Origin of the sequence: Herbaspirillum lusitanum, from assembly GCF_026127345.1 — a bacterium.
GTDB classification, from domain to species: domain Bacteria; phylum Pseudomonadota; class Gammaproteobacteria; order Burkholderiales; family Burkholderiaceae_D; genus Herbaspirillum; species Herbaspirillum lusitanum.
The window spans coordinates 21,610-47,904 of record NZ_QXFG01000004.1; the positions used below are offsets into that span (position 1 = coordinate 21,610).

21 protein-coding genes are annotated in these 26,295 nt (G+C 62.6%); 14 read left to right on the forward strand and 7 right to left on the reverse strand.

Features of this window, described 5'->3' with window-relative positions; genetic code table 11:
* Positions 1-20: 20 nt before the first annotated feature.
* Genes DXT88_RS03400 through ypfJ form a run of 3 tightly spaced genes read right to left on the reverse strand, consistent with a single transcriptional unit; the run spans position 21 to position 1,581 of the window.
* Positions 21-290 (reverse strand): hypothetical protein, encoded by a 270-nt coding sequence (locus tag DXT88_RS03400; protein WP_265211598.1) that lies wholly within the window; start codon positions 288-290, stop codon positions 21-23.
* A gap of 4 nt (positions 291-294) precedes the next feature.
* Positions 295-678, reverse strand: coding sequence for an MAPEG family protein (locus DXT88_RS03405; RefSeq protein ID WP_265211599.1), 384 nt, complete (start codon positions 676-678; stop codon positions 295-297).
* A 15-nt stretch (positions 679-693) separates the two neighbouring features.
* Complete coding sequence (ypfJ, locus tag DXT88_RS03410) at positions 694-1,581, reverse strand: KPN_02809 family neutral zinc metallopeptidase (RefSeq protein ID WP_016836632.1); 888 nt, start codon at positions 1,579-1,581, stop codon at positions 694-696.
* Between the two features lie 330 nt (positions 1,582-1,911).
* Here ypfJ and DXT88_RS03415 point away from each other — a divergent pair, with 330 nt between their 5' ends.
* The 3 genes from DXT88_RS03415 to DXT88_RS03425 all read left to right on the forward strand — a co-directional run bounded on the left by DXT88_RS03415 (position 1,912) and on the right by DXT88_RS03425 (position 6,076).
* Entirely contained in the window at positions 1,912-4,407 is a 2,496-nt protein-coding gene (locus tag DXT88_RS03415; protein ID WP_265211601.1) for an acyl-CoA dehydrogenase, read from the forward strand.
* A 175-nt stretch (positions 4,408-4,582) separates the two neighbouring features.
* The gene (locus DXT88_RS03420) at positions 4,583-4,888 is read left to right on the forward strand and encodes a hypothetical protein (protein WP_265211602.1); all 306 of its coding nucleotides are present in this window, start codon (positions 4,583-4,585) and stop codon (positions 4,886-4,888) included.
* 210 nt (positions 4,889-5,098) lie between these two features.
* Positions 5,099-6,076 (forward strand): aldo/keto reductase, encoded by a 978-nt coding sequence (locus tag DXT88_RS03425; RefSeq protein WP_265211604.1) that lies wholly within the window; start codon positions 5,099-5,101, stop codon positions 6,074-6,076.
* 82 nt (positions 6,077-6,158) lie between these two features.
* On the opposite strand, the gene DXT88_RS03430 is transcribed toward DXT88_RS03425, so the two are convergent.
* Positions 6,159-7,706 carry a methyl-accepting chemotaxis protein gene (locus tag DXT88_RS03430; protein ID WP_265211605.1) on the reverse strand — a complete coding sequence of 516 codons (1,548 nt, stop codon included), beginning with the start codon at positions 7,704-7,706 and terminating at the stop codon, positions 6,159-6,161.
* 258 nt (positions 7,707-7,964) lie between these two features.
* Positions 7,965-11,591, reverse strand: a complete 3,627-nt coding sequence (locus tag DXT88_RS03435) for a hydantoinase B/oxoprolinase family protein (RefSeq protein WP_265211606.1) — start codon at positions 11,589-11,591, stop codon at positions 7,965-7,967.
* A 684-nt stretch (positions 11,592-12,275) separates the two neighbouring features.
* Here DXT88_RS03435 and DXT88_RS03440 point away from each other — a divergent pair.
* The 11 genes from DXT88_RS03440 (at position 12,276) to DXT88_RS03490 (ending at position 22,835) form a co-directional block, all read left to right on the forward strand.
* Positions 12,276-13,553: an ABC transporter substrate-binding protein gene (locus DXT88_RS03440; protein WP_016836627.1), complete on the forward strand. Its 1,278-nt coding sequence runs from the start codon at positions 12,276-12,278 to the stop codon at positions 13,551-13,553.
* 149 nt (positions 13,554-13,702) lie between these two features.
* The gene (locus DXT88_RS03445) at positions 13,703-14,569 is read left to right on the forward strand and encodes a branched-chain amino acid ABC transporter permease (RefSeq protein ID WP_265211608.1); all 867 of its coding nucleotides are present in this window, start codon (positions 13,703-13,705) and stop codon (positions 14,567-14,569) included.
* A gap of 27 nt (positions 14,570-14,596) precedes the next feature.
* Positions 14,597-15,646 carry a branched-chain amino acid ABC transporter permease gene (locus tag DXT88_RS03450; RefSeq protein ID WP_265211609.1) on the forward strand — a complete coding sequence of 350 codons (1,050 nt, stop codon included), beginning with the start codon at positions 14,597-14,599 and terminating at the stop codon, positions 15,644-15,646.
* On the forward strand, positions 15,643-16,356 hold the full coding sequence (locus DXT88_RS03455; RefSeq protein ID WP_265211610.1) for an ABC transporter ATP-binding protein: 714 nt from the start codon (positions 15,643-15,645) through the stop codon (positions 16,354-16,356). Before DXT88_RS03450 ends, DXT88_RS03455 begins: the two co-directional genes overlap by 4 nt.
* Complete coding sequence (locus tag DXT88_RS03460; protein ID WP_029364028.1) at positions 16,356-17,063, forward strand: ABC transporter ATP-binding protein; 708 nt, start codon at positions 16,356-16,358, stop codon at positions 17,061-17,063. Before DXT88_RS03455 ends, DXT88_RS03460 begins: the two co-directional genes overlap by 1 nt.
* Before the next feature lie 4 nt (positions 17,064-17,067).
* The gene (locus DXT88_RS03465) at positions 17,068-17,859 is read left to right on the forward strand and encodes a putative hydro-lyase (RefSeq protein WP_265211611.1); all 792 of its coding nucleotides are present in this window, start codon (positions 17,068-17,070) and stop codon (positions 17,857-17,859) included.
* Positions 17,860-17,941: 82 nt separating this feature from the next.
* Positions 17,942-18,529: a hypothetical protein gene (locus DXT88_RS03470; protein ID WP_265211613.1), complete on the forward strand. Its 588-nt coding sequence runs from the start codon at positions 17,942-17,944 to the stop codon at positions 18,527-18,529.
* A 207-nt stretch (positions 18,530-18,736) separates the two neighbouring features.
* Complete coding sequence (locus DXT88_RS03475; protein ID WP_265211614.1) at positions 18,737-19,822, forward strand: porin; 1,086 nt, start codon at positions 18,737-18,739, stop codon at positions 19,820-19,822.
* A gap of 251 nt (positions 19,823-20,073) precedes the next feature.
* Entirely contained in the window at positions 20,074-21,729 is a 1,656-nt protein-coding gene (locus DXT88_RS03480) for a methyl-accepting chemotaxis protein (RefSeq protein ID WP_265211615.1), read from the forward strand.
* Positions 21,705-22,256, forward strand: a complete 552-nt coding sequence (locus tag DXT88_RS03485) for a winged helix DNA-binding protein (protein WP_265211616.1) — start codon at positions 21,705-21,707, stop codon at positions 22,254-22,256. Before DXT88_RS03480 ends, DXT88_RS03485 begins: the two co-directional genes overlap by 25 nt.
* Positions 22,257-22,385: 129 nt before the next feature.
* Positions 22,386-22,835 carry a GNAT family N-acetyltransferase gene (locus tag DXT88_RS03490; RefSeq protein WP_265211618.1) on the forward strand — a complete coding sequence of 150 codons (450 nt, stop codon included), beginning with the start codon at positions 22,386-22,388 and terminating at the stop codon, positions 22,833-22,835.
* Positions 22,836-22,938: 103 nt separating this feature from the next.
* On the opposite strand, the gene DXT88_RS03495 is transcribed toward DXT88_RS03490, so the two are convergent.
* Both DXT88_RS03495 and DXT88_RS03500 read right to left on the reverse strand, forming a co-directional pair.
* Complete coding sequence (locus tag DXT88_RS03495; protein ID WP_265211619.1) at positions 22,939-24,204, reverse strand: YihY/virulence factor BrkB family protein; 1,266 nt, start codon at positions 24,202-24,204, stop codon at positions 22,939-22,941.
* A 13-nt stretch (positions 24,205-24,217) separates the two neighbouring features.
* Positions 24,218-26,284, reverse strand: coding sequence for an AsmA family protein (locus tag DXT88_RS03500; RefSeq protein WP_265211620.1), 2,067 nt, complete (start codon positions 26,282-26,284; stop codon positions 24,218-24,220).
* Positions 26,285-26,295: the final 11 nt, after the last annotated feature.

Below are 26,295 nucleotides of genomic sequence, written 5' to 3' on the forward strand. Positions count from 1 at the left end.
TGATGTTCAGCGAGAACGTTTCAGAGCAATGTCTTTTCGGCCTTGTGCAGCCAGAGCGCCAGATTGTCGAGCAGGTCTTCCTGGCTGAAGGAGCAGCTTTCTTCGGTGAACAGGCTGCCCGCTTCGAGCCGGCCGAGCAGGTCTTCGGCGACTTCTTCGTAGCGTGGCGGCAGGCGCTTGATCAGGTCGGTCTGCGCACGCCAGGCGCTGCAGAAAGCGGCGACGTTGATGTCGCCGTCGCGCAGCGCGTTCAGCGCGTCGTGCAGGATTTGCAGGTCGGGATTGCTCATGTGTTTACAAGTGAAGGGCGGAAACGGCGAACAGGCCGAGGACGCAGGCATAGCCGACGGTCCACGACAGCGAACGCAGGCTTGGCAGGTCGTTCAGGTAGAGCGCAGTATAGACCACGCGCGCGGCGATGAAGGCCAGCGCCAGGCCGTCGATCCACGCTTGCGCCGCGCCGGTTTGTTGGGCCACCAGCACTGCCGCTGCAAAGAAGGGAAACGCCTCGAAGTGGTTGCGATGCGCATAGTCGGCGCGGCGGCGCAGGCCGGTCTGCTTGTCGAGCCAGGCGCGCGGCTCGCCGTTGTCGAAATCGCGACGGCCGTACTTCGCCACCGACACGGTGAGGATGGGCAACAGGCCGGCGATCAGGATGCACCAGTAGGAAATTTCCATGTGAGCCTTATGAGCTTAAAGTTTCTTCGCTTCGAAGGTATTGCAGGCGCTGACCTTGCCTTCGGTGACGCCGCGCTTGAACCAGCTCACGCGCTGCGCCGAGGTGCCGTGCGTGAACGAGTCCGGCACCACTTCGCCGCGCGCCTGCCGTTGCAGGGCGTCGTCGCCGATGGCCGAGGCGGCGTTGAGGGCTTCCTCGACGTCGCCGTTTTCGATGATGTGGCGCGCTTCATTGGCGTGGTAGGCCCAGACGCCGGCGAAGCAATCGGCCTGCAACTCGAGCTTCACCGATAAGGCGTTGGCCTGTTTCTCGGACATGTTGCGACGGGCCTTGTCGACCTTTTCGGAAATGCCGAGCAGGTTCTGCACGTGATGGCCGACTTCATGCGCGATCACATAGGCTTGCGCAAAGTTGCCGGAGACGTTGAAGCGCTGCTTCATCAATTGATAGAAGCTGAGATCGATGTAGACCTTCTGATCGCCGGGGCAATAGAACGGCCCGGTGGCGGTCTGGCCGGTGCCGCAGGCGGTCGGTGTGGACCCGGAAAACAACACCAGTTTCGGTCGTACATACGTCGCGCCGCCGGCCTTGAAGATTTCACCCCACGTGTCTTCCGTATCGGCCAGCACGGTCGATACGAAGCGCGCCATCTGGTCGTTCGGCGGCGGCTTGTGCGCCGGCGCCGATTGCTGCACGGGAGCGAGTTGGCCGCCACCGCCGCTGAGCATGTTGATGACGGTCAGCGGATTGATGCCGAGGAAGTAGGACGCCACCAGCGCCACCGCGATGCCGCCGATGCCGATCGAACCGCCGCCGAAGGAAAAGCCGCCCCCGCCGCCACCCGAGTCCTCGCCGCGGCGGTCTTCCACGTTGTCGCTTTCGCGATTGCCTTCCCATTTCATGATGATTTCCTCTTTTGCTGCGTAAATGTCGGATAGGCGAGATTGTAATGGACCCGGCGCGGCGGCAATGGTTTCTGTTCCGACGCAAAGCCGGAAATCCGACAAGAATGAATTTCTACCAGGAAATGCGGTCACTCTTGCATGAACCAAGGCGCGGCCATGCGTGGAAAGCATCGGGGCGGCGTCACCGCTTTCCGCAGCGGCAACTTCTGTGGGAATATCCCGCTATGCGTCCGCATCATCGCCGACATACCCCTGAATCATGAGCAGCATGGATGTCTTGCCGAGGCGTTGCCATGCAGACAACATCAATTTTAACGGGAGACTCACATGATCTTGTGGCTAGTGCTTTTCGTGGCGGGCGCCCTGGCGCTGATGATGATGCGCGCCGGCGCATGGACCTGGCTGGTGGCGGAGCTGGCCTGGATATGGATCGGCGGCACCACCGACCAGGCCAACGCCGTTGTCTGCATCCTGCTGGCGATCCTGTTGTGCGTGCCGACCCTGCTGGTGGCGATCACGTCGGTGCGGCAAACGCTGATCACGCGTCCGGCGCTCGACATCTTCCGCAAGATCTTGCCCGGCATGTCGGCCACCGAACGCGACGCCATCGAAGCCGGCACCGTCTGGTGGGACGCCGAACTGTTTTCCGGCAAGCCAGACTGGAACAAGCTGATGCAATTGCCGCCGCCCACGCTGACGGCCGAAGAACAATCCTTCCTCGACAACGAAGTCACGCAGCTGTGCGCCATGGTCAGCGACTGGGACACCTCGGTCGTGTGGCAGGACCTGCAGCCGGAAGCCTGGCAGTTCGTCAAGGACAAGGGCTTCCTCGGCATGATCATTCCGAAGCAATACGGCGGCAAACAGTTCTCGGCCTACATGCATTCGCAGGTCATCATGAAGCTGTCGTCGCGCTGTTCGGTTGCGGCGATTTCGGTGATGGTGCCGAACTCGCTGGGCCCGGCCGAACTGCTGCTGCATTACGGCACCGAAGAACAAAAGAACCACTACCTGCCGCGCCTCGCACGCGGCGAAGAGATCCCGTGTTTTGCGCTCACCAGCCCCTACGCCGGCTCCGATGCCGCAGCGATTCCCGACGTCGGCGTGGTCTGCAAGGGTATGCACGAAGGCCGCGAAGTGATCGGTTTCCGCATCACCTGGGCCAAGCGCTACATCACGCTGGCGCCGGTGGCCACCGTGCTCGGCCTGGCCTTCCGTGCGCACGATCCCGATCATCTGCTGAGCGACAACAGCGAGCCCGGCATCACCTGCGCGCTGATCCCGACCAGCCATCCGGGCGTGGTCACCGGACGTCGCCACTGGCCGCTCAATGCGGTATTCCAGAACGGTCCGACCTCGGGCGAGAACGTCTTCATTCCGCTCGACTGGGTCATCGGCGGCCAGCCCCAGGTCGGCAAGGGCTGGCGCATGCTGATGGAATGCCTGGCGGCGGGGCGGGCGATTTCGTTGCCGTCGTCGAGTGTCGGCTTTTCCAAGATGGCGGTGCGCGGCACCAGCGCCTACACCGCCATGCGGCGTCAGTTCAAGATCGCCATCGGCAAGTTCGAGGGCATCCAGGAGGCGCTGGCGCGCATGGGCGGCAACCTCTACATGATGGACGCCACGCGCCGGCTGTCCTCGTTGGCGGTCGACGCCGGCGAGAAGCCGTCGGTGATCTCGGCGATCTCCAAATACCACGTCACCGAACGCGGCCGCATGCTGGTCAACGACGGCATGGACGTGATCGGCGGCAAGGGCATCTGCATGGGACCGGGCAATTTCCTGGCGCGCGTGTACCAGCAGATCCCGATCGCCATCACGGTCGAAGGCGCCAACATCCTGACGCGCTGCCTGATCATCTTCGGGCAGGGCGCCATCCGTTGCCATCCCTACGTACTCAAGGAAATGGCCGCGGCAGCCGACGACGACCACGACCGCGCGCTGCAGGATTTCGACCGGGCCTTCTTCGGCCACCTGAGCTTCGTCGCGGCCAACATGGCGCGCTCGCTGGTGGCCGGTCTCAGCGGCGGCTTGCTGGCGTCGGCGCCCGGACCCGACCAGGCGGCGGAAGAAACCCGCGTCTATTACCGCGCGGTGGCGCGCGTGTCGGCCTGCTTCTCGCTGCTGACCGACGTGTCGATGTTCGTGCTGGGCGGCTCGCTCAAATTCCGCGAGCGCATCTCAGGACGTCTCGGCGACGTGCTGTCGCAGCTCTACCTGATCTCGGCGACCCTGAAGCGCTACGAAGACGACGGTCGCCAGAGCGCCGACCTGCCGTATGTCGCCTGGTCGGTGCAGGACGCGCTGCATCGTGCGCAGGAAGCCATCATCGACGTGCTCGAGAACTTCCCCAATCCCTTCATCGCGTTTGCGCTGCGCATCTGGATGTTTCCTCTCGGCCTGTCGTTCCGCAAGCCGTCCGACCGTCTCGCCAGCGACGTGGCGCTGGCGATGCAGACCCCGGGCGCCGCGCGCGACCGGCTGGTGGCGGACGCCTACCGGCCTGACTTCAGGACCGATCCGCTGGGCAGCGGCGAGCATGCTTTCAATCTGTTGCCGCAAGTGCATGAGATCGAAACGCGCCTGAAGCAATCGGTCAAGGACGGTGTGCTGCCGGCGATGCCGCAGAGCCTGATCGAAATGCGGCGCTGGAATGCGCGCGCGATGGAGCAGGGCCTGATCAGCATCGATGAGCGCGTGGTGCTGGACGACTTCGCGCATTACGGCGACCTCACGGTGCAGGTGGATGACTTCGACGCCGGCTTCGACATGCAGGAGGCCGTGCAAAAAGGACAAGCGCCGGAAATCGTCATCAGCACATAGGTGACATAGTGTGGCGGAGACGGGCTTTGTTCGGGTTTGCTTGACAATCCGCCCAGTCCGTCTCACCGGCCGGGCTGTTTCGGCAGGTCGTAACGTCGTATAATGTCGGTCATCATCGTTTAACAGGACGTCTGTGCAGGCGTCGCTTCTTACTCCGCCTTTTATAGATACCCTCATGTCCATTACGTCCACCACCTCCGACAGCATCGCCACCGAACAAAGCGCCTCGCCGCCATTCCGCTGGCTCAACCCTTACCGTCCCACCAAGTTCAACGTCATCGTCGGCCTCGGCATCGCCGCCATCGTGCTGGCGCTGATCAACTTGTTCGTACCGGGCGCACTGGGCGCCACTGCCTACCTGTCGAGCATCGCCGCTGGCGCCGTCGCCTACGTGCTGGCCGAAGTGTTGCTGGTCACCATCGTCGTGGTGGGACCGTTCGCCGGATTTGTCTACGGCGTGATCGCGTTTTTCTCGCGCTGAACAACATCGTTCGGGACAAGGCCGCAAGCTTCAGGTTTGCGGCCTTTTTCATTTTTTGGGCAATGATGTCGAAAGCCGATGCCGAAATCCGTATTCCACGCGCGCAATAATTCATTGGAAACCCGCTCCCGCCCGGCATAACATGGCGGCCTCATCCGCGCGCCGCAATCCGGCGCCGCAGGTTCAACGCTTCAACCACAAGGACAACACATGCAAACACGCAAGCTCGCCCGCGACGGCCTGACCGTTCCCGAAGTCGGCCTCGGCTGCTGGCAACTCGGCGGCGGCTGGGGCGACCACTGGGATAACGACGTCGCCCAGCGGACGCTGGCGCAAGCCTACGCCACCGGCGTGCGCTTCATCGATACCGCCGACGTTTACGGCGACGGCGCCAGCGAACGTTCGATCGGCCAATTCCTGACTTCGCACAAGGACCTCACCGTCGCCACCAAGCTGGGGCGCGGCGCCATCTATCCGGACGGCTACAGCCGCGAGGCGGTGCGCACGGCGACGCAACGCTCGCTCGAGCGCCTCGGCGTCGACAAGCTCGACCTGACGCAATTGCACTGTGTGCCGCCGGCCGTGCTCAAGGACGGCAAGATCTTCGACTGGATGCGCGAATTGCGCGACGACGGCCTGATCACGCGCTTCGGCGCCAGCGTCGAAACCGTGGAAGAAGGCCTGCTGTGCCTGGAGCAGGAAGGCATGACTTCGCTGCAGGTCATCTTCAACATTTTCCGCCAGAAGCCGCTGGCGGATCTGTTGCCGCAGGCGAAAGCGAAGGGCGTCGGCATCATCGTGCGGCTGCCGCTGGCCAGCGGCCTGCTGAGCGGCAAGATGACGCGCGCCACCACTTTCAAGCCGGACGACCACCGCAACTTCAACCGCGACGGCCAGCAATTCAATGTCGGCGAAACCTTCGCCGGGCTTGAGTTCGCCACCGGCGTCGACCTGGCGCAGGAAATCGCCGCGCTGGTCCCGGCCGGCATGAGCATGCCGCAGATGGCGTTGCGCTGGATCCTCGACCACGACGCCGTGTCGGTGATCATCCCGGGCGCGAGCTCGCCGGCGCAGGTGTTGTCGAACGCCGGCGCATCGGCCTTGCCGCCGCTGCCGGCAGAACTGCACCAGAAGCTGGCGACGCTGTATCACGACAAGATCCACGCAGCGATTCGCGGACCTTATTGATCCTTATTGATTCAGCCGCCCAAAAGAAAAAGCCCGCGACCGCAAGGCCGTGGGCTTTTTCATGGCCAGTTGAACGTCAGCGTCAGAGCTTGAACACGCCGACCACCTTCACCAGGTTGTCGCCCTGTTGCTGCATCGACTTCGACGCGGCGGCGGCTTCTTCCACCAGCGCGGCGTTCTGCTGCGTGACTTCGTCCATCTGCGTGATGGCCAGGTTGACCTGGTCGATGCCTTCGCTCTGCTCGTGGCTGGCGACGGCGATTTCCTTGATCATGTCGCTGACCTTGCGGATGCTGTCGACCACTTCGCTCATGGTCTGGCCGGCTTGGCCGACCAGGTCGGAACCGGCGTGCACTTCCTGCACCGAGCCGTCGATCAGCGATTTGATTTCCTTGGCGGCGGCGGCCGAGCGTTGCGCCAGGCTGCGCACTTCCGATGCCACCACGGCGAAACCGCGGCCCTGTTCGCCGGCGCGCGCCGCTTCCACCGCGGCGTTCAAGGCCAGGATGTTGGTCTGGAACGCGATGCCGTCGATCACGCTGATGATCTCGACGATCTTCTTCGACGAGGCGTTGATCGAGTCCATGGTCTGCACCACTTTCTCGACCACGTGGCCGCCTTTTTCGGCAACCGCCGAGGCCGACACGGCGAGCTCGCTGGCCTGCCTGGCGTTGGCAGCGTTCTGCTTCACGGTGGAAGTGATCTCTTCCATCGCCGAGGCGGTTTCTTCCAGCGAGCTGGCTTGTTCCTCGGTGCGGTTGGACAAGTCCATGTTGCCGTGCGCGATCTCGTCGACCGATTCCTTGATCGAGTCGGTGGCCTTGAGGATGTTGTTGACCGTGTCGACCATGCGGTCGCGCGTGTAAGCGATGGACGACACCAGGCTGGCCTCGTCGCCCTTGCGCACCGCGATCGCGCCGGTCAGGTCGCCTTCGGCGATCTTGCGGGCGATCTGCGATGCTTCGCCCGGCTCGCCGCCGATGGAGCGGTAGATGTTGCGCACCACCAGCGTGGCGATCGCCGACATGACCGCGCCAAGGATCAGCAGCACCACGCCGGCCTTGATCAGCGAGCGGTAGAAGTCGGCCTGGATGTCATCCTGGTACACGCTGGCGACAAAGTCCAGGTTCCACGGCTTGAAGCGCTTGACGAAGCCCATCTTGGGGCTGGGCTTGGTCTCGTTCGGACGCGGCCACCAGTATTCGAGGAAGCCTTCGCCGGCGGCGGAGGAGCCGGTGGCGGCGATCATCTTGTACAACTCGTTGCCCTTGGCGTCCTTGAAGTCGAGCATGTTCTTGCCGTTGAGCTTGGGACTCATCGGATGCATCGTGACCACCGAATCGGCGCCGACCAGGGTGATGTATCCGCTGCCGGTGTAGCGCTGGTCCGCCACGCGGGCGATGGCTTCCTTGCGGGCGTCGTCGGCGGAAAGCTTGCCCTCGGTCGACTGCTTGTGCAGACCGGCCACGATGGAGTAGGACATTTCGGTGATATCGATCAGCGCGTGCTGGCGATCGGCGATCTGCAGGTTGCGGGTTTCATAAATGTTCCACAGCGACAGCGCAAAGAGCGCGATCCAGGCAAAGACCAGCGGCAGCCAGAGCTTCTGCTTCAAAGACATGTTGTTCACTACGAATTCCCCTTTAGACATGCCCGCCGGAGGCGGACAAAAATTTCCCTGAGCACATTCTTTTTATTGCCCTGCAAAAACATACTGAAAAGTATTTTTGTCGAAAATATTAGCATGCAAAAAGCGTGCGAAAAGCTCGAAATGAGGGGTAAAGACGCAGTCTTTTCCTGATAAAAAAAGCGGTACCCCCGTCATTCGACGGAGATACCGCAAAGGGACGACTGCTCCAGAGAAACGAATTACAACAATTGCATCGGTTTAGTCCGCCTTGCCATAACCCCCGCCGCCCGGCGTAGCGATCACGAACACATCGCCCGGCTGCATGTCGATGCTGGCGACGAAGCCCAGCTCTTCTTCAGTGCCGTCCTTGCGGATCACGGTGTTGCGGCCGCACTGGCCGGGCTCGCCTCCCGCTGCGCCGAACGGCGGCACGATACGGTTGTTGGACAGGATCGAGGCCGTCATCGGTTCGAGGAAGCGGATCTTGCGCACGCCGCCGTTGCCGCCGTGCCACTGTCCGGCGCCGCCGGAGTGTTCGCGGATCTCATAGCTTTCCAGGCGGACCGGATAACGCCACTCGAGGATTTCCGGGTCGGTCAGGCGCGAGTTGGTCATGTGCGTCTGCACCACGTCGGTGCCGTTGAAGCCTTGGCCGGCGCCGGAGCCGCCCGAGATGGTTTCGTAGTACTGATGCTCGCCGTTGCCGAAGGTGAAGTTGTTCATCGTGCCCGGCGCCGAGGCCAGCACGCCGAGTGCGCCGTAGAGCGCATTGGTGATGCAGCTCGAGGTCTCGACGTTGCCCGACACCACCGCCGCCGGATAGCGCGGATTCAGCATCGAGCCTTCCGGGATGATCACGTTGAGCGGCTTGAGGCAACCGGCGTTGAGGGGAATCTCGTCGTCCACCAGCGTGCGGAATACATACAGCACCGCCGCCATGCAGATCGCGCTGGGGGCGTTGAAGTTGTTGTTCAGCTGCGGCGAGGTGCCGGTGAAGTCGATGTCGGCGGTGCGCTCGGCATGATTGACGCGGATCGCCACCTTGATCACCGCGCCGTTGTCGAGCCGGTAGTCGTAGCTGCTGTCCTTGAGCAGCGTGATGACGCGGCGCACGGCTTCTTCGGCGTTGTCCTGCACGTGGCCCATGTAGGCTTGCACCACGTCCAGGCTGAAGTGCTCGACCATCTTCAGCAACTCGTCGACGCCCTTCTGGTTGGCGGCGATCTGCGCCTGCAGGTCGGCCAGATTCTGCGCGATGTTGCGCGCAGGGTAGGGACCGGAGCCGAGCAGGGCGACGGTTTCCTGTTCGAGGAATCGCCCCGCGCGCACCAGCTGGAAGTTGTTGATCAGGATGCCTTCCTCTTCCACCACCGTGCTGTTGGCCGGCATCGACCCCGGCGTGATGCCGCCGATGTCCGAATGATGGCCGCGCGATCCCACGTAGAACAGGATGTCCTTGCCATCCTTGTCGAAGGCCGGCGTGATCACCGTGATGTCCGGCAAATGCGTGCCGCCGTGGTAAGGATCGTTGAGCATGAAGACGTCGCCCGGCTGCATCTTGCCGGCGTTCTCGCGGATGATGGTGCGGATGCTTTCGCCCATCGAACCGAGGTGCACCGGGATATGCGGCGCATTGGCGATCAGGTTGCCCTGCGCATCGAACAGCGCGCAAGAGAAGTCCAGGCGCTCCTTGATATTCACCGAGAAGGCGGTGTTCTGCAGGCGCAGGCCCATCTGTTCGGCGATGCTCATGAACAGGTTGTTGAACACTTCCAGCATCACCGGGTCGGCCGTGGTGCCGATCGCCTTGCGCTGCGTGCGCGCCTGGTAGCGCTGCATCACCAGATGGTTCAGCGGCGTGACTTCGGCCAGCCAGCCCGGCTCGACGATGTTGGTGGCGTTCTTTTCCGCGATGATCGCAGGGCCGTGCACGACGTCGCCGGGGCGCATGTCTTCGCGGCGGTACAGCGCGGTGTCGTGCCAGAGCCCGCCCGAGAACAGCTGCACGGTTTCGGTCGATTGCAGTGCGCCGTCGCGCGGCGGCAATTGCTCGGGCTTTTCTTCGCGGTCGGTGGAGACGCCGATCGCTTCCACCGAAATGGCTTCGATGATCATGGCCTTGTCCGGCATCAGGAAGGAATAGCGTTTCTTGTAGGCCGATTCGAACTGCGCCACCATGTTCGCGATATCGCCGAAGGCCACCACGATCATCGAATCGGTGCCGTCGTAGCGCAGATGGGCGCGCTTGATCACGTCGATCTGCGTCGGCATTACGCCTTGCGACAACAGATCGTCGGCGGCTTGCGTGGCCAGCTTGTTCAGTTCCGCATCGAGCGTGCCGACCGAGCTGGTCGACAAGGGCAGCTCCATCGCCTGTTCGCGCATCGCGGTCTGGTCCGCCAGTCCCATGCCGTAGGCCGACAGCACGCCGGCGAACGGATGCGCGAAGACGCGCGTCATTCCCAGCGCATCCGCCACCAGGCAGGCATGCTGGCCGCCGGCGCCGCCGAAGGTGGTCAGGGTGTAGTCGGTGACGTCATGGCCGCGCTGCACTGAAATGAACTTGATCGCGTTGGCCATGTTGCCGACGGCGATTTCGATGAAACCTTCTGCGACTTCTTCCGGCGTGCGGCGGTTGCCGGTCTCCGCATGGATGCGGTCGGCCAGCTCGGTGAACTTGCGCACCACTGCATCGCGGTCGAGCGCTTCGTCGGCAGCCGGGCCGAACACCTTGGGGAAATAGGCCGGCTGGATCTTGCCCAACATGACGTTGCAATCGGTGACCGCCAGTTGGCCGCCGCGGCGATAGCTGGCCGGGCCGGGATTGGCGCCGGCGCTGTCCGGGCCGACGCGATAGCGCGTGCCGTCGAAGTGGAGGATAGAACCGCCGCCCGCCGCCACCGTATGAATGCTCATCATCGGGGCGCGCATGCGCACGCCGGCCACCTGGGTTTCGAACTCGCGCTCGAACTCGCCGGCATAGTGCGACACGTCGGTCGAGGTGCCGCCCATGTCGAAACCGATGATCTTGTCGAAGCCGGCCGTCTCGGCCGTGCGCACCATGCCGACGATGCCGCCGGCCGGGCCGGACAGGATCGAGTCCTTGCCCTGGAAGCGATGCGCATCGGTGAGGCCGCCATTGCTCTGCATGAAGAGCAGGCGCACGCCGTCCATCTCGCCTGCGACCTGGTCGACGTAGCGGCGCAGGATGGGCGACAAATACGCATCGACCACCGTCGTGTCGCCGCGCGAAACCAGCTTCATCATCGGGCTGACTTCATGCGACACCGAGACTTGCGTATAGCCGAGCTCGGCTGCGATCTCCGCCAGTTTTTCTTCATGCGCAGTAAAACGATAGCCATGCATCAGCACGATGGCGACGGCGCGATAGCCTTCTTTATATAAAGCCGCGAGTTGCCGGCGCACCGATACGGTGTCGAGCGGCTGCACCACGTCGCCGTGCGCGCTCAGGCGCTCGTCGACTTCCACGACTTTTTCAAACAGCAATTCCGGCAGCACGATGTTGCGGTCGAACAGGCGCGGGCGATTCTGATACGCGATGCGCAAGGCGTCGCGGAAACCCTTGGTGATCACCAATACGGTCGGATCGCCCTTGCGTTCGAGCAGCGCATTGGTGGCGACGGTGGTGCCCATCTTTACCGCTTCGACCTGTTGCGGCGAGATCGCTTCGTCGGGTTTGAGTCCGAGCAGGCGCTTGATGCCGGCTACGGCCGCATCCTTGTATTGCTCGGGATTTTCGGACAGCAGCTTGTGCGTCAACAGCGTGCCGTCGGGCTGGCGCGCCACGATGTCGGTAAACGTGCCGCCGCGATCGATCCAGAACTGCCAGCGTTGTTCCCCCAGTGTTGTCTGCTCTTTATTCATGGTGCATTGCCTTTCTCGATTGAACTTTCAGGTGCATTTTTGTTGATGAATTATCGACACTTTGCACATAAACCGTGCGATTAAGGTCGAACGTTTTGCTGAGGAAACATCGGGAAAGCCCGTCATATCCTCCTTAAAGCCTTGCTGTATCTGTGTTTGCGTCTGAAGTGGCGATCCCGCTGGAAAACTGGCACGCGCTTTGCTAATAACTCGTCAATGATTTGGCGATCATTTATTTTTATTAATATTAATAATTTATTGACATATTATCGACGAAACATATAGGATTCAAGAAAAAAATCAAGGAGACAAAAAATGGCGAGAGAACCACGCATAACGCGGTGAAGTGCAAACCAACGCAACCACCGCCGCCATTTTTCAGGCGTGCCCCCGAGGTCGGCGAATGCCGGCAAGCAGCAGCGCAAGTGCGGGGCAAGGCCATGAATCCTGAATCAAGCAGTCGATAGAAGTCAGCGCAACACCAGCACATAAGTCCAGCCGGGCAACCGGCCTGGAGTGGATCGACACAGCCTTCGCGTTTGCGGCGGCGGTGCAGTGGAAGTGGTTGGAAGTCGTGTGGTGATTTTTGGGTAGCTCCCGCTTACAGCGCCGCAGGTGTCGGGCGGCGTCACGCGGTGGGGGGAATTTTTGGATGTCAGTCAATACAACAAGGAGCGTCTCATCATGTTAGGTCTCGTCTTCAAACGTGTTTTCAAAGCCGGCCTGGCCGCGTCTTTCAGCATTGCCGCCTTGTCGGCGCAAGCGCAACAGCAGGAAATCAAGATCGGCGTCATCTATCCGCTCAGCGGCGCCGCCGCCTCCACCGGCGCAGAAATGAAGGATGCGCTGGAACTGGCCGCCGACATCATCAACAACGGCGCCAAGGGCGTGCCCAACCTGCCGTTCTCGGCCGGCGGCGGTCTGCCCAACCTGAAGGGCGCCAAGATCAAACTGGTGTTCGCCGATTCGCAAGGCAACCCGCAAGTCGGCGCTACCGAAGCCGAACGCCTGATCACGCAGGAGAAGGTGGTCGCCGTGGTCGGCGCGTACTTCAGCAACGTCACCGCCACCACCAGCCAGGTCGCGGAACGCTACAAGGTGCCTTACCTGAATCCGGAATCGTCGTCGGCCTCGCTGACGCAGCGCGGCTTCAAGTGGTTCTTCCGGACCACGGCGCATGACGACCTGTTCGTCACCAACTTCTATGAATTCTTCAAGGAGCTGGAAGCCAGGAAGGGCATCAAGATCAGCAAGCTCGGCGCCTTCAACGAAAACACGCTGTGGGGCAACGAGACCACCAAGCTCGAAACCAAGCTGTCCAAGGACCGCGGCTACGATCTGGTGAAGACCATCGTCTATCCGGCCAAGAGCACCCAGCTGACCTCCGAAGTGCAGCTGCTCAAAGCCGCCGCGCCGCAAGTGGTGATGCAGTCTTCCTACCTGGGCGACGCCATCCTGTCGATGAAGACCTACAAGGAACTGGGCTTCACGCCGGACATGATCCTGGCCAACGACGCCGGTTTCATCGACACGGAATTCGTGAAGACGCTGGGCAAGGACGCCGACTTCATCATCACCCGCGACGTCTGGTCGCTTGACCTGGCCGGCAAGAATCCGCTGATCAAGCAAGTCAACGACCTGTTCAATGCCCGCTTCAAGATCAACTTCACCGGCAATTCGTCGCGCACCTTCACCGGCCTGATGACGCTGGCCGATGCGATCAACCGCGCCGGTTCCACCGAGCCGGAAGCGATCCGCAAGGCGCTGTCGGAAACCAACATCCCCGGCAACAAGCTGATCATGCCGTGGAAGGGCGTCAAGTTCGACGAGCACGGCCAGAACACGCTGAGCTCCGGCATCCTGCTGCAAATCATCAACGGCAAGTACTACACGGTCTGGCCGTTCGACATGGCGACGCGCGACATCGTCTGGCCAATGCCGAAGTGGGACCAGCGCAAGTAATCGCGCAAGTAGTCGCGCAAGTAATCGTTCTGGCTGGGAAGTAAGCGGAAGGGCGCCGCAACAAGAACAACAACGCGGCCTCTTCCTCACTGATTCAATTTTTATCGCGGGTATTTACGGCGCGTAAATAGTTCGTAAAGGGGAAATTCATGACTTGGGATATTTTGCTGCAGACCCTGGCGTCCGGCCTGTTGATCGGACTTATTTATGCGCTCGTGGCAATCGGTTTGACGCTGATCTTCGGCGTGATGGACATCGTCAACTTCGCCCACGGCGAATTCCTGATGTTCGGCATGTATTCGAGCTTCTGGCTGTTCGCGCTGTATGCGCTCGATCCAATTTTTACTTTACCGCTGACCGCGCTGTTCCTGTTCGGATTGGGCGCGCTGCTGTACAAGCTGGTGATCCGCAAGATCACCAATGCGCCGATGGTGTCGCAGATCTTCACCACCTTCGGCCTGATGATCCTGTTCCGCGGCATCGCACAGTTTTTCTGGAAAGCCGATTTCCGCACCATCGAAAACTCCATGGTCGCCGGCCACGTCTCGCTCGGCGGCATCCGGATCGGTTCGCCGCAACTGACCGCCGGCCTCGGCGCGATTGTCGTCACCGGCGTGATCTACCTGTTCCTGACCCGCACCAAACTCGGCGCCGCGCTCGAAGCGACCGCCGCCGACAAGGAAGCGGCGCAGCTGATGGGCATCGATTCGCAAAAGATGTTTGCGCTGGCCTGGGGCGTCGGCGCCGCCTGCGCCGGCGTGGCGGGCGCGCTGCTGTCGACCTTCTTCCCGATCTTCCCTGAAGTCGGCGCCAACTTCATCCTGATCGCCTTCGTGGTGGTCAACCTGGGCGGCTTCGGCAGCGTGGTCGGCGCATTGATTGCAGGCGTGCTGGTGGGCGTGATCGAAGTGATGGGCGGCCTGTTCCTGGGACCGCAATACAAGATGGCGATCGTGCTGGTGCTGTTCCTGACGGTGCTGATGTTCCGCCCGCAAGGGTTGATGGGCAAGGCCTGAACACCCAATTAATCGGAGAGAAACCTCATGCTCAAAACTACTTCCAGCCTGCCGCTGACGCCCACCGCGTCCGCTCCGGGCTTCAATAAAACACACGGGCTGCTGGTCGCGCTGCTGGTGCTGGCACTGGCTTTGCCGCTCTACGTCAACAGCCCGTCGCACCAGAACCTCGCGATCCTGATCCTGATGGCGGCGCAGATCGGCGTGTCCTGGAACATCGTCGGCGGCTACGCCGGCCAGGTCTCGCTCGGCCACGTCGCCTTCTACGGCATCGGCGCCTATACCTCGGCGATCCTGTTCTCGGTCTACGGCATCAACCCGTGGTTCGCCATGGTGGTCGGCGGCGTCATCGCAGCGCTGGTCAGCCTGGTGATCGGTTGGTCCTGCTTCCGCCTCAAGGGTCACTACTTCGCGATGGCGACCATTGCGGTGGCGGAAATCATCCAGATCGTCTTCACCAACTGGGACTTCGCCGGCGCCGCCGTCGGCCTGACGATTCCGATGGGAGAGGGCGGCTGGGCCAGCATGATCTTCGCCGGCAAGGAGCCGTATTACTACATCGCACTCGGCCTGTTGTTGCTGACGCTGCTGGCCAATTTCATCATCGAGCGCAGCTTCCTCGGCTACTACTTCCGCGCCATCAAGGATGAGCCCGACGCTGCGCGCAGCCTTGGCGTCAGTCTCAGCAAATACAAGCAGATCGCGTTCGCGGTGAGCAGTTTCTTCACCGCCATGGGCGGCAGCCTGTACGCGCAGAAGGAACTGTACATCGATCCGGCCTCGGTGCTGGGCACCGGCATGTCGATCAAGATGGCGCTGGTGGCGATTCTCGGCGGCATCGGCACGCTGTTCGGGCCGCTGGTCGGCGCCGGCCTGCTGACCGCCATCGAAGAAGGCACGCGGACCCTGTTCGGCGGCTCCGGCCGCGGCACTGACCTGATCATCTACGCCGCACTGATCATCGTCATCGCGGTGTACTACCCGAACGGCATCCTCGGTTACATCAAGAGCATGTTCGCCCGCCGCAAGGCCGTCAGGGCGCAGGCAGAAACCGCCGCCAAGGAGGAATCCAAATGAGTTTGCTACGCGTAGAAAACGTCTACAAGAAATTCGGCGGCCTGACCGCCAACCAGGATATTTCCTTCACGGTCCAGGCCGGCGAGATCGTCGGCCTGATCGGCCCCAACGGCGCCGGCAAGACCACCATGTTCAACTGCATCGCCGGCTATTCGCCGCCGACCACCGGCGACATCTGGCTGGAAGACCTGAAGATTTCCGGCATGTCGCCGGAGCAGTGCGCCCGCATCGGCATCGGCCGCACCTTCCAGGTGGCGCGCACCTTCACCAGCATGACGGCCTTGGAAAACGTCATGGTCGGCGCCTTCCTCAACGAGCGCGGCGTCGGTCCGGCGCGGCGCACTGCGCAAGAGCTGCTGGACTTCGTCAACCTCGGCCGCTTCGCCGACAAGCCGGCCGGCAGCATGACCATCAGTGAACAGCGCCGCCTCGCCGTGGCGCGCGCGCTGGCGGTCAAGCCCAAGCTGCTGCTGATGGATGAAGTCATGGCCGGCCTCAACCCGACCGAAGTGCGCGAAACCGTCGACGTGGTGCTGAAGATCCGCGACCAGGGGATTTCCTGCCTGATCGTCGAGCACGTGCTGGAAGGCATCATGCCGATCGCCAACCAGATCGTGGTGCTCGATTACGGCAAGAAGATCGCCGACGGTTCGCCGCACGACGTGTCCAACGATCCGCATGTGATCGCCGCTTATTTGGGAGATGAATGATGCTACAGGTGAGAAATCTGCGGGCCAGCTACGACGGCGTGCTGGCCTTGTCCAAAGTCGACATCGACGTCAAGCCGGGCAGCCTGGTGGCGCTGGTGGGCGGCAACGGCAACGGCAAGTCGACCACGCTGCGCGCGATTGCCGGCCTCAACAAGGTCGACGCCGGCAGCATCGTGTTCGACAACACCGACATCGGCAAGGTGCCGCCCTTCGACCGCGTCGGCCTCGGCCTGTCGCTGGTGCCGGAAGGGCGCCGCCTGTTCGGCCGCCTGAGCGTGCAGCGCAATCTGGAGCTGGGCGCTTACTCGCGCAGCGACAAGCACGAGATTGCCGAATCGATCGAAGACATGTACGCCACCTTCCCCATCATCAAGGAGCGCCGCCATCAGCTGGCCGGCACCATGAGCGGTGGCGAACAGCAGATGCTGGCGATCGCGCGCGGCCTGATGGCCAAGCCGCGCCTGCTGCTGCTGGACGAACCGTCGTGGGGCATCGCGCCCAAGTTCGTCACCAAGGTGCTCGACACCATCCAGCAGGTCAACGCCAAGGGCGTGTCGATCCTGCTGGTGGAGCAGAACCTGCACAAGGCGCTGGCGATCGCGCATTACGGCTACGTGATCCAGACCGGCCGCATCGTGATGGAAGGCACCGGCAGCGAATTGCTGAACAACGACGACATCAAGAAAGCTTACCTGGGAGGGCTATAAGGTGATGACGACCAACATGCAGATGAGCGAAGAATTGCCGTTGTCCGCCGCCGGCCTGCGCGCGCTGTGCCGGACCGGCGCGTTCGACGGCCCGACCGCCGGCTATGCCGACGGCCACGTGCAGGCCAACCTCATGATCGTGCCGCGCGAATACGCTTTCGATTTCCTGCTGTTCTGCCAGCGCAATCCCAAGCCCTGCCCGCTGGTGGAAGTGCTGGAGCCGGGGCGCTTCGAACCGTGCAGCGCACCCGGCGCCGACCTGCGCACCGACGTGCCGGGCTATCGGATTTTTGAAAACGGCGTGTTGCAGCAGGAAGTCGCCGATATCTCCGCGTATTGGCGCGACGACCTGGTGAGCTTCCTGATCGGTTGCAGCTTCTCGTTTGAAAGCGCACTGGTCGAGGGCGGCATCCCGTTGCGCCATATCGAACAGCAGCGCAACGTCGCCATGTACAAGACCAGCATGCCGTGCACGCCGGCCGGACGTTTCAGCGGCAACGCCGTGGTCAGCATGCGTCCGGTCAAGAGCCGCGACATTGCACGCGCGGTGGAAATCACGGCGCGCCTGCCGCAGGTGCATGGTGCGCCGGTGCACATCGGCAATCCGCAGGCGATCGGTATCGCCGACCTGATGCGTCCGGATTTCGGCGATGCGGTCGAGATCATGGACGATGAATTGCCGGTGTTCTGGGCCTGCGGCGTGACCCCGCAATACGTCGCCGAACTGAGCAAGCTGCCGTTTTGCATCACCCATGCGCCCGGCAAGATGTTCGTCACCGACCGCTTGAACGAATGATGTAGACCCAGACGCAAGGGCGACCGAGAGGCCGTCCATTACTCCCATCAGCGGGTTTTCCCGCCACGAACCGAGGAATTTTATGTTGACGCATAAATCCCTGTTGGAAGCGTACGTCTACGCAAAAGACAAATGCTGTCCTTCATTGATCCACGACATCTATGAACCGAACGCGGTGCTCAGCATCTCGACCTCGGCCAGCGCAGTGGCGTTTCCGCCGCTGGTGGTCGGCGCCGACGGCATCGCCCAGACATTGGTGACCGACTTTGCCAAGCGCTTCACGCACTGCCGCACCTATTACGTATGCGACGAGCTGGAGGTGAGCAACGGTCGCATCGAACAACTGCCGTGGCTGGTGCTGATGCGTGAAGAGGAAACGGCGTCGCTGCGCATCGGACGCGGCTACTACAACTGGCAACTGAACCAGCATCCGGAAGAGCTGTGGCGCGCCAGCGAGATGCACATTCGCATCGACCACATGATGCTGATCGCCGACGTTGCCGGCGACCTGCTGACGACCTTGCACTCCTTCCTGCCGTATCCGTGGCTGCCGCCGCGCGTGCTGGATTCCTCGTTCGGCTTCATCGGCGACAGCAGTCCGGCATTCGCCTTCCTCAAGGAATTCAGGAGCAACAAGTTCGATTTGCCGCGTGAACGGCTCACGGCATGACAACGAATTGAAAAGAATGGCGACGCGCAGCGGGGAGGAAAGCATGGCTGCGCGTCCAGGAGTTCTCTTTGAACGCACCGGGACAACGGCCATTGTCCCGGCGCCGCAGAGAGCAGGCGCATGCCGGCCAGCAGAAGGGCGCGCACGACACTTGGCCGGTACGCGGTTTATTGGGTTTGATGCAATTTCATCTATCGGGGAGTTTCAATGAAACATAAAGTCTTGGCTGCAGCGGCATTTGCCGCAGTCGGCATCCAGGCAGTACCTGCGCTCGCGCAGTCGTCGGTCACGATCTACGGTCTGATCGACACCGGCATCGTGGTCGAAAGCGGCGGCGCGGCTGGTCACGTCACCAAACTGACCAGCGGCATCAGCGGCGGTTCGCGCATCGGCTTCAAGGGCACGGAAGATCTGGGCGGCGGCATGTCGGCGCTGTTCCTGCTTGAAACCGGCTTTCAGAACGACACCGGCGCACTGGGGCAAAGCTCGACGGTAACATCCTTGTTTGGTCGCCAGAGTTATGTCGGTCTGGGTGGCGATTTCGGTACGGTGACCGTCGGTCGCCAGTACACGCCGCAATACCTGGTGCTGGCCGGTGTCGATCCTTTCGGCACCGGCTATGCCGGCGACGCGGCGAACATCATGCCCAACACCGGCAATTCCAGCAGCCGCATGGACAACACCGTCAAGTACGCATCGCCGAATTTCAGCGGCGTGACCGGTGAACTGGCTTATGGTTTCGGCGAGACTGCAGGCAGCACCAAAGCCGCCAGCCAGATCGGCGCCGCCATCGGCTACGCCAATGGTCCTCTGAACGTGCGTCTCGGCTTCCATGGCCGCAACAACGATACGCTGACCAGCGAGACCAGCTCCGGCCGCAGCACGCTGCTGGGCGCGACCTACAACTTCGGTCCGGTCAAGTTGCACGCTGCCTACGGCATCAACAAGGGCGTCAACAGTTCGCCGATGCGTAACGCCGTCAATCAGTACGGTACCGGTGCGGTCGTTGCCTCCACCGACAGCGCTGACGCACTGATCGGCGTGACCGTCCCGTTTGGTGTGCAACATACGTTCCTTGCTTCTTACATTCACAAGAATGACAAGACTGCACGGAACCAGGATGCGGACCAGTTCGCACTCGGTTATCGGTATGCGTTGTCCAAGCGAACCGATTTGTATGCGGCATATGCCCACATCAAAAACAAGAACGGCGGCACTTACACCGTCGGCAGTTCGATTGAACTGGGCAGCGGCAACAGCGCCTGGAACGCCGGCATCCGCCACACGTTCTAAGCGTCCCTCCGGCGACGGTGGGGAAGAAGAGGCGTAGGCCGAGTGGTTCCTGGAAAAACACTCGGCCGCTGTTTCTGACTCCGATGCCATTCGCCGGGCCTGATTGCCGGCGGCTTTGAGATTTGTCGATTGCGGCGGGGCCGGTATCCCTGCGGCAAGCGACCGATTCTTTCTTGAGGAAAGCCGCCGGCCAGGCGCACAGCGCCCGCACGTCGGCATGCATTTGCATCATGAACATTGAGGGGTGGAAAATGAAAAAACTGTCTCACCTGAAAATCGGACAACGTCTCGGCCTCGGCTTCGGCGTGGTCATCCTGCTGATGCTCGGCCTGACCGTGATCGGCGTCTACCGCCTCAACCAGATCAACGGCAACATCCGCAGCATCGCCAACGATTTCTATCCGCGCACGGTCATGGCCAATACGGTCAAGGGCGCGCTCGACGAAACCGCGCGCAGCATGCGCAACCTGCTGTTCATGAGCACCGTGGATGAAATAAAGGGTGAGCTCAACGCCATCACGCGCGCCGGCGCCGTCATCGACGAGACGCTCAAGCGCTTTGCGCGCGACACGCCTTCGGCAGAAGGCAAGCGCATGCTCGACGCCGTCAACGCGGCGCGGGCGCAATACACCCCGGTGCTCGACAATTTCCTGGCGGCGGTCAAGGACGGCCAGGTGGAGCAGGCACGCGACCTGATCCTGCCGGAGATCGCGCCCTACCAGGCGGCTTATTTCAAGGCGCTCGACAACCTGATCGCCTTCCAGGGACGTGGCATGGAGCAGGCCGGCCAGGAAGCCGAGCGTGTCTCCGGCGCAGCCAGCGTGCTGATGATCGCGATGGCGACGATCGCTTCGCTGCTGGCGGTGCTGGTCGGCTATTCGGTCATGCGCAGCATCACGCGTCCGCTCAATGCCGCCATCAATATCGCCGAGCGGGTGGCCGGCGGCGACTTGTCGGTGCGCGTCGAGAACAGCGCCCACGACGAAACCGGCAAACTGCTGACCGCGCTGCAAGGCATGCGCGACGGCCTGCTCAACGCCGTGACGCAAGTACGCGACGGCTCCGACGCCATCTCGGTGGCCGCGCGCGAGATCGCCGCCGGCAACGCCAACCTGTCGGCGCGCACCGAATTGCAAGCCAGCACGCTGGAAGAAACCGCCAGCTCCATGCTGGAACTGACCGACGCCGTCAACCACAACGCCGAGAACGCGCGCCAGGCCAACCAGCTGGTGATGAACGCCTCGCAGGTGGCAACGCAGGGCGGCGACGTCGTCACGCAGGTGGTCAACACGATGCGTGAAATCAAGGACAGCTCGCGCCAGATCGTCGAGATCATCAGTGTCATCGACGGCATCGCCTTCCAGACCAATATCCTGGCGCTGAACGCGGCGGTGGAAGCGGCGCGTGCCGGCGAACAGGGACGCGGCTTCGCCGTGGTGGCGGCGGAAGTACGCGGACTGGCGCAGCGCAGCGCCTCGGCCGCCAAGGAAATCGCCGGCCTGATCCAGAACTCGGTCAAGAAAGTCGATGCCGGCAGCACGCTGGTCGACCAGGCCGGCAACACCATGCAGGACATCGTGCGCAGCGTCAAACACGTGGCCGACATCATGACCGAGATCTCGGCCGCCAGCGACGAGCAGAGCGCCGGCATCCGCCAGGTCAACGACGCCATCGAACAGATCGACGACATGACCCAGCAGAATTCGGCGCTGGTGGAGCAGGCCGCCGCCGCTGCGCAAAGCATGCACGACCAGTCGATGGCGCTGGGACGCGCGGTGTCGATCTTCAAGATCGAGGCGCCCGGCGATATCCAGACCATCGGCATCGGCGGGTCACATGCCGAGCCTGCACCCGCCAGAATTTCATATCAGGAAACAGCCCCATGCCGACCGCAAAGAAAAACGTAAAAGCCACCTTTGCGCAGAACCTCAGCAAGGTTCCCATCGTATCGTCGTTGCACCTGGCCTCTGGGAGAAGCAAGGAATTGAGCGAGTTCGAGTTCGGCATGATCATTGCCGGCAACGCCTTCAACCGCTGGATGGTGCGCTGCATCTCCGCCGCCGGCATGAAGGACATGACCGCCACCGACGTGCTGGTGCTGCATCACATCAACCACCGCGCGCGCGAGAAGAAGCTGGCCGACATCTCCTTCATCCTCAACATCGAGGACACCCACGTGGTCAACTACTCGCTCAAGAAGCTGCATTCTCTGGGCCTGGTCAACACCGAAAAACGCGGCAAGGAAGTGCTGTACTCGACCAACGAGGCGGGCCAGGATATCTGCAAGCGCTACTATGAGATCCGCGAACAGTTGCTGGTATCGGGCTTGACCGGCGACGACGCCGAGAGCTTCGAACTGGAGGAATTGGCGCGCTTCCTGCGCATCCTTTCGGGATTGTACGAACAGGCGGCGCGTTCGGCCACGTCAATGTAGGCGGAGCAGGGGAGGACAAGGGAGCAAGCAAATCCGATGTCCCAGTGAAATCTGCATTTCTTGGCCCTGCCGGTTGTGCCAAACCTTCCTTACCATGCAGACTTGTCAACTCTGCCCGGAAGGATTTCCATGTCCAACAGTCCCGCCGTCCTGCACCACGCCGACACGCCGGAAGCCCTGCGCGCCTGCTATGCGGTCATGAAGCAGTTGCGTCCGCACCTGCAAAGCGAAGCGGAGTTCCTCGGGCGCGTGGCGCGCCAGGTCGCTGAAGGCTACCGCCTGCTGGCCGAATGGCAAGACGATCAGCCGGTGGCGCTGGCCGGCTATCGCCTGCAAGAGAATCTGGTCTACGGAAAATTCCTCTACGTCGACGACCTTGTCACCACCGAAGCGGCGCGCGGCAGCCAATGCGGAGCACGCCTGCTGGATGCGCTCAGCGACATCGCGGCGCAGTCCGGTTGCGTGCGGCTCACGCTCGACACCGGTCTGGCCAATGCGCTGGCGCAACGCTTCTACTTCCGCCAGGGTTTGCTGACCAGCTCCATTCGCTTCGGCAAATCCATTACTCCCATCCAATAAAGAAATAAAGGGAGCAGCTTCATGAAATTGCTTCACGTCGACGCCAGCACCAAGCGCGAATGGTCCAACTCGCGCGCACTCTCGCAACGTCGGGCTGCATGAATTAAATGCGCGGCTGGCGCGAGCCGAAGTTGTTGGCGTAGATCCAGGTGAACTCGGCGCCGAGCAGGAAAATCTGCGCCGAGTAATAGATCCATGCCAACAGCAGCGCAAACGATCCCGCCGCGCCGAAGCCGGAACTCATGCCGGTCCTGCCAAGGTACAACCCGATCAGGTATTTGCCGATCATGAACATCACCGTGGTCGCCATCGCGCCGATGCGCACGTCGTGCCATGACAGGCTCACGCGCGGCATGAAGCGATAGATCGCCGAAAACAGCACGGTGAACACGGCGAACGAAATCACGAAGTTGGCCACGTGCATGACGATGGTCCAGCCTTCGAACCAGCCGCCCCACCATTTCCCCAGGGCCGCCAGCCCGGCGCTGACCACCAGCGACACCATCAGCATGAATCCCAATCCCAAGATCAGTCCGAACGACAGCAGGCGCGTGCGCACCAATGTCCAGATGCTGCTTTGGCGCGCCACGGTCGGCATCTTCCAGATGCGGTCGAGTGCGCTCTGCAACTCGGCGAACACCGCGGTGGCGCCGACAGCCAGCGTGATCACGCTGAGCACCGTGGCGATCACGCCGTCCGAGCGCGTGCTGACCGACTTCAGCAAGACCTGCACGGCGATGGCGCCGTCGGTGCCGACGATGCTGCGGATCTGCTCGACGATTTCTCCCTGCGCGGCGTCCTGGCCGAAGATCATGCCGGCGATGGCGATTGCGATGATCAGGATGGGCGCGATCGAAAACATCGTGTAATAGGCGATCGCCGCGCCCATGCTCGGCGCGAAGTTATCCAGCCAGGCGTTGACGGCGGCGTTGATGAACTGCCAGGTCTGGCGCCACCACGGCCCGGGCTGGATCTTGACGATGCCGCCGTCGGATGGATGCAGTTGCGGCGACCCTGCGTTCAGCGCTGCAGCGGCTGCGGCCGGCGCTGCGGATTCGCGGGTTTTTTCCAGCGAGGCGTGCGCCGCGCGCTTGCCTTGTTCGGCCTGCCATGACGCGATCATCGGCAGCACCGTGGTCAGCACCGGCGCGAGTTGTTCGATGAAGGAAGGAGTGTGGGAGCGGGGCCGCGCGGTTTTCTTGCCCGCTGCAGCCGGGTGAGCCGCGCGCGGCAATACCGTCCGCTGCGACCGCTGAATCTTCCTGCGGCGCAGGCCGGCAAACAGCAGGCTGAGTCCGGTCGCCAGCACCGCGCCGGCGACGATCTTGCCGGCCTTGTCGCTTGCTTGCTGCGTGTCGATATCGGGCATGTCAATTCTCCTGTTACGGCTTGTCCGGCTTTTCCATATCCCCTTGCGTGACCGGTTTGGCCGGCGCGGCAGTCGGTTCGGAGTGCGGCTGGGCGCGTGTCTGCGCGGTCTTTGCCATCGCCAGGGCGCAGTCGTCGGCGTTGCCGCGCCGGTCGCCCATGCTCACCAGCGGCAGCACCGCGGCGGCCGGCGCCAGCAAGGCCAGGGCGCCGGCCGCTGCGGCCTTCGCCGCCAACGGTCCTTTATAGGGACCGATGTCGGGATGGGCGAATGTACCCTTGGCATATAGCGGCGTGCGCAGTGAAAAAATCCGCACGCCCTTGGCCTTGGGACGTACGTCCAGGTCCAGCTGTTCCCGGCTCAGGTCTACGCCGCCGGCGACGTCGACGCGCGTGTCGTCGGTGTCCAACATGAAGCGGCGCATGTCGGCGCGGCCGTTGTTGACGACCATGTCGCCGACCATGCAGTTCAGATGCACCGGCTTGTCGCCGAATACCTTGGCGAAGATGGCGTTGGCGATATTCAGGCCGGCCGCTTCCAGGATGAACTTGCTGACCGCGCCCTCGCTGACTACCGCGCCGACCTCACCGTTCGCGGTGCCCAGCATGGCCGCGATGGAGTTGCCGTGGCCGGTCAGCGCGGCGTCGCCGTTGATCTCGCCGAAGCTGGCTTGCATCGACTTCAGTTTCGGAAACAGCTCACGCACCTTGACCTGGCGCGCGGCCAGCTTGATCTGCGCGGCGATCGGCTGATGCCGGCCGTCCAGCGAAATATTGGTGGTCACCTTGCCGCCGGCCAGCCCGAAGTTGAGCGGCGCCAGGTTCAGCACGCGGTCTTGCATGCGAATGACGGTATCGACGTCCTGCAGTGCGGCGAAGTTGCTGATGATTTTCTTGCCCTTGAAGGCGATGTCGGTGTCGAGCGCGGCCCACCGTTCGGCGCGGAACTGCTTGTCCGGCAGCAGCTTGTCGCGACGCTGACTTCGCGCATTTCCTGACGCGGCACCGGCACCCACGGAAGGACCGAGATCGGCCAGCCGCAGTTGCTGCGAGGTGATCGTGCCGCGCAACAGCGGCCGCGGCAGCTTGGGTTGGCGCGGCAGGTACTCGGCCGTGCCGGACAGATCGCTGTCGCCGACGCGGCCGGTGAATTTTTCATAGGTCCATAACCAGATGCCGTCGTTCTTCGTGCCGATCAGGCGCCCGCGTGTTTCGTACGCGGGCGTCTGCGGCAGCAGCACGCCGGTGACCGGATACAGGTCGCTCATGCTGTTGCCGCCCAAGGTCAGTTGCAGGTCGAGGCCGGCCGGCGCGCGCGGGTCGTTGATGATGCCGTCGATGCCGGCTTTGTTCTTGCCGATCAGCGCCTGCGCCTGGATCGGAAACACCGCATGCTCCGCCGTGAACGCCAGCAGGCCGCCGGCCTTGCCGCTGCCGTTCACCGATGCCTTGCGATAGGTGCCGGTGGCGGTGAACTGCAAGCCGAAGCGCTGGCCGCCGGCCGGGCCTTTGGCGTTGAGGTCGTCCAGCGAGGTCACCTTGGCCCTGAGGTCGAGCTCGAGCAGGCGATTGACATACACCAGATCGCCGTTGCTGAAGCTGCTGTGCAGCACTTCCAGGCGCCACGGCGACGGTCGGTCGGGGTCGTGCAGCCGCCAGGAGCGTCGGCCCTGTGCATCGCGTTCCAGCGCCAGCATCGGCGTGTCCATGATCAGCTCGCTCAGCACCACGCGATGTTTCAGCAGCGGCAGTGGGTGCAGCGCCACGCTGACACGGCGCGCGGTGAGCAGATCGGGGCCGGTGCTGGCCCAGGCAGGATTGGCAAAACGGACATTGTCGCCGGTGATGCGCAGGCGCGGCACGTAGCGCTGCCATCCCGGTTCGGTCGGCAGGCCGAGCGTGTAGCCGACCTTGAGGTTGCCGCCGATGGCAAACGCGCGGCCGGTCAGTTCGACCACCTTGCGGCTGACCCAGGGGCGCGCGACATTCCAGTCCACCGTGGCGACGGCGATGAGCAATGCGGCAATCAGCAGAAGCAATGCCGCCAACGCCCACAACGCGATGCGCAGAATCGCGTGCAAGAGCGGCCGGC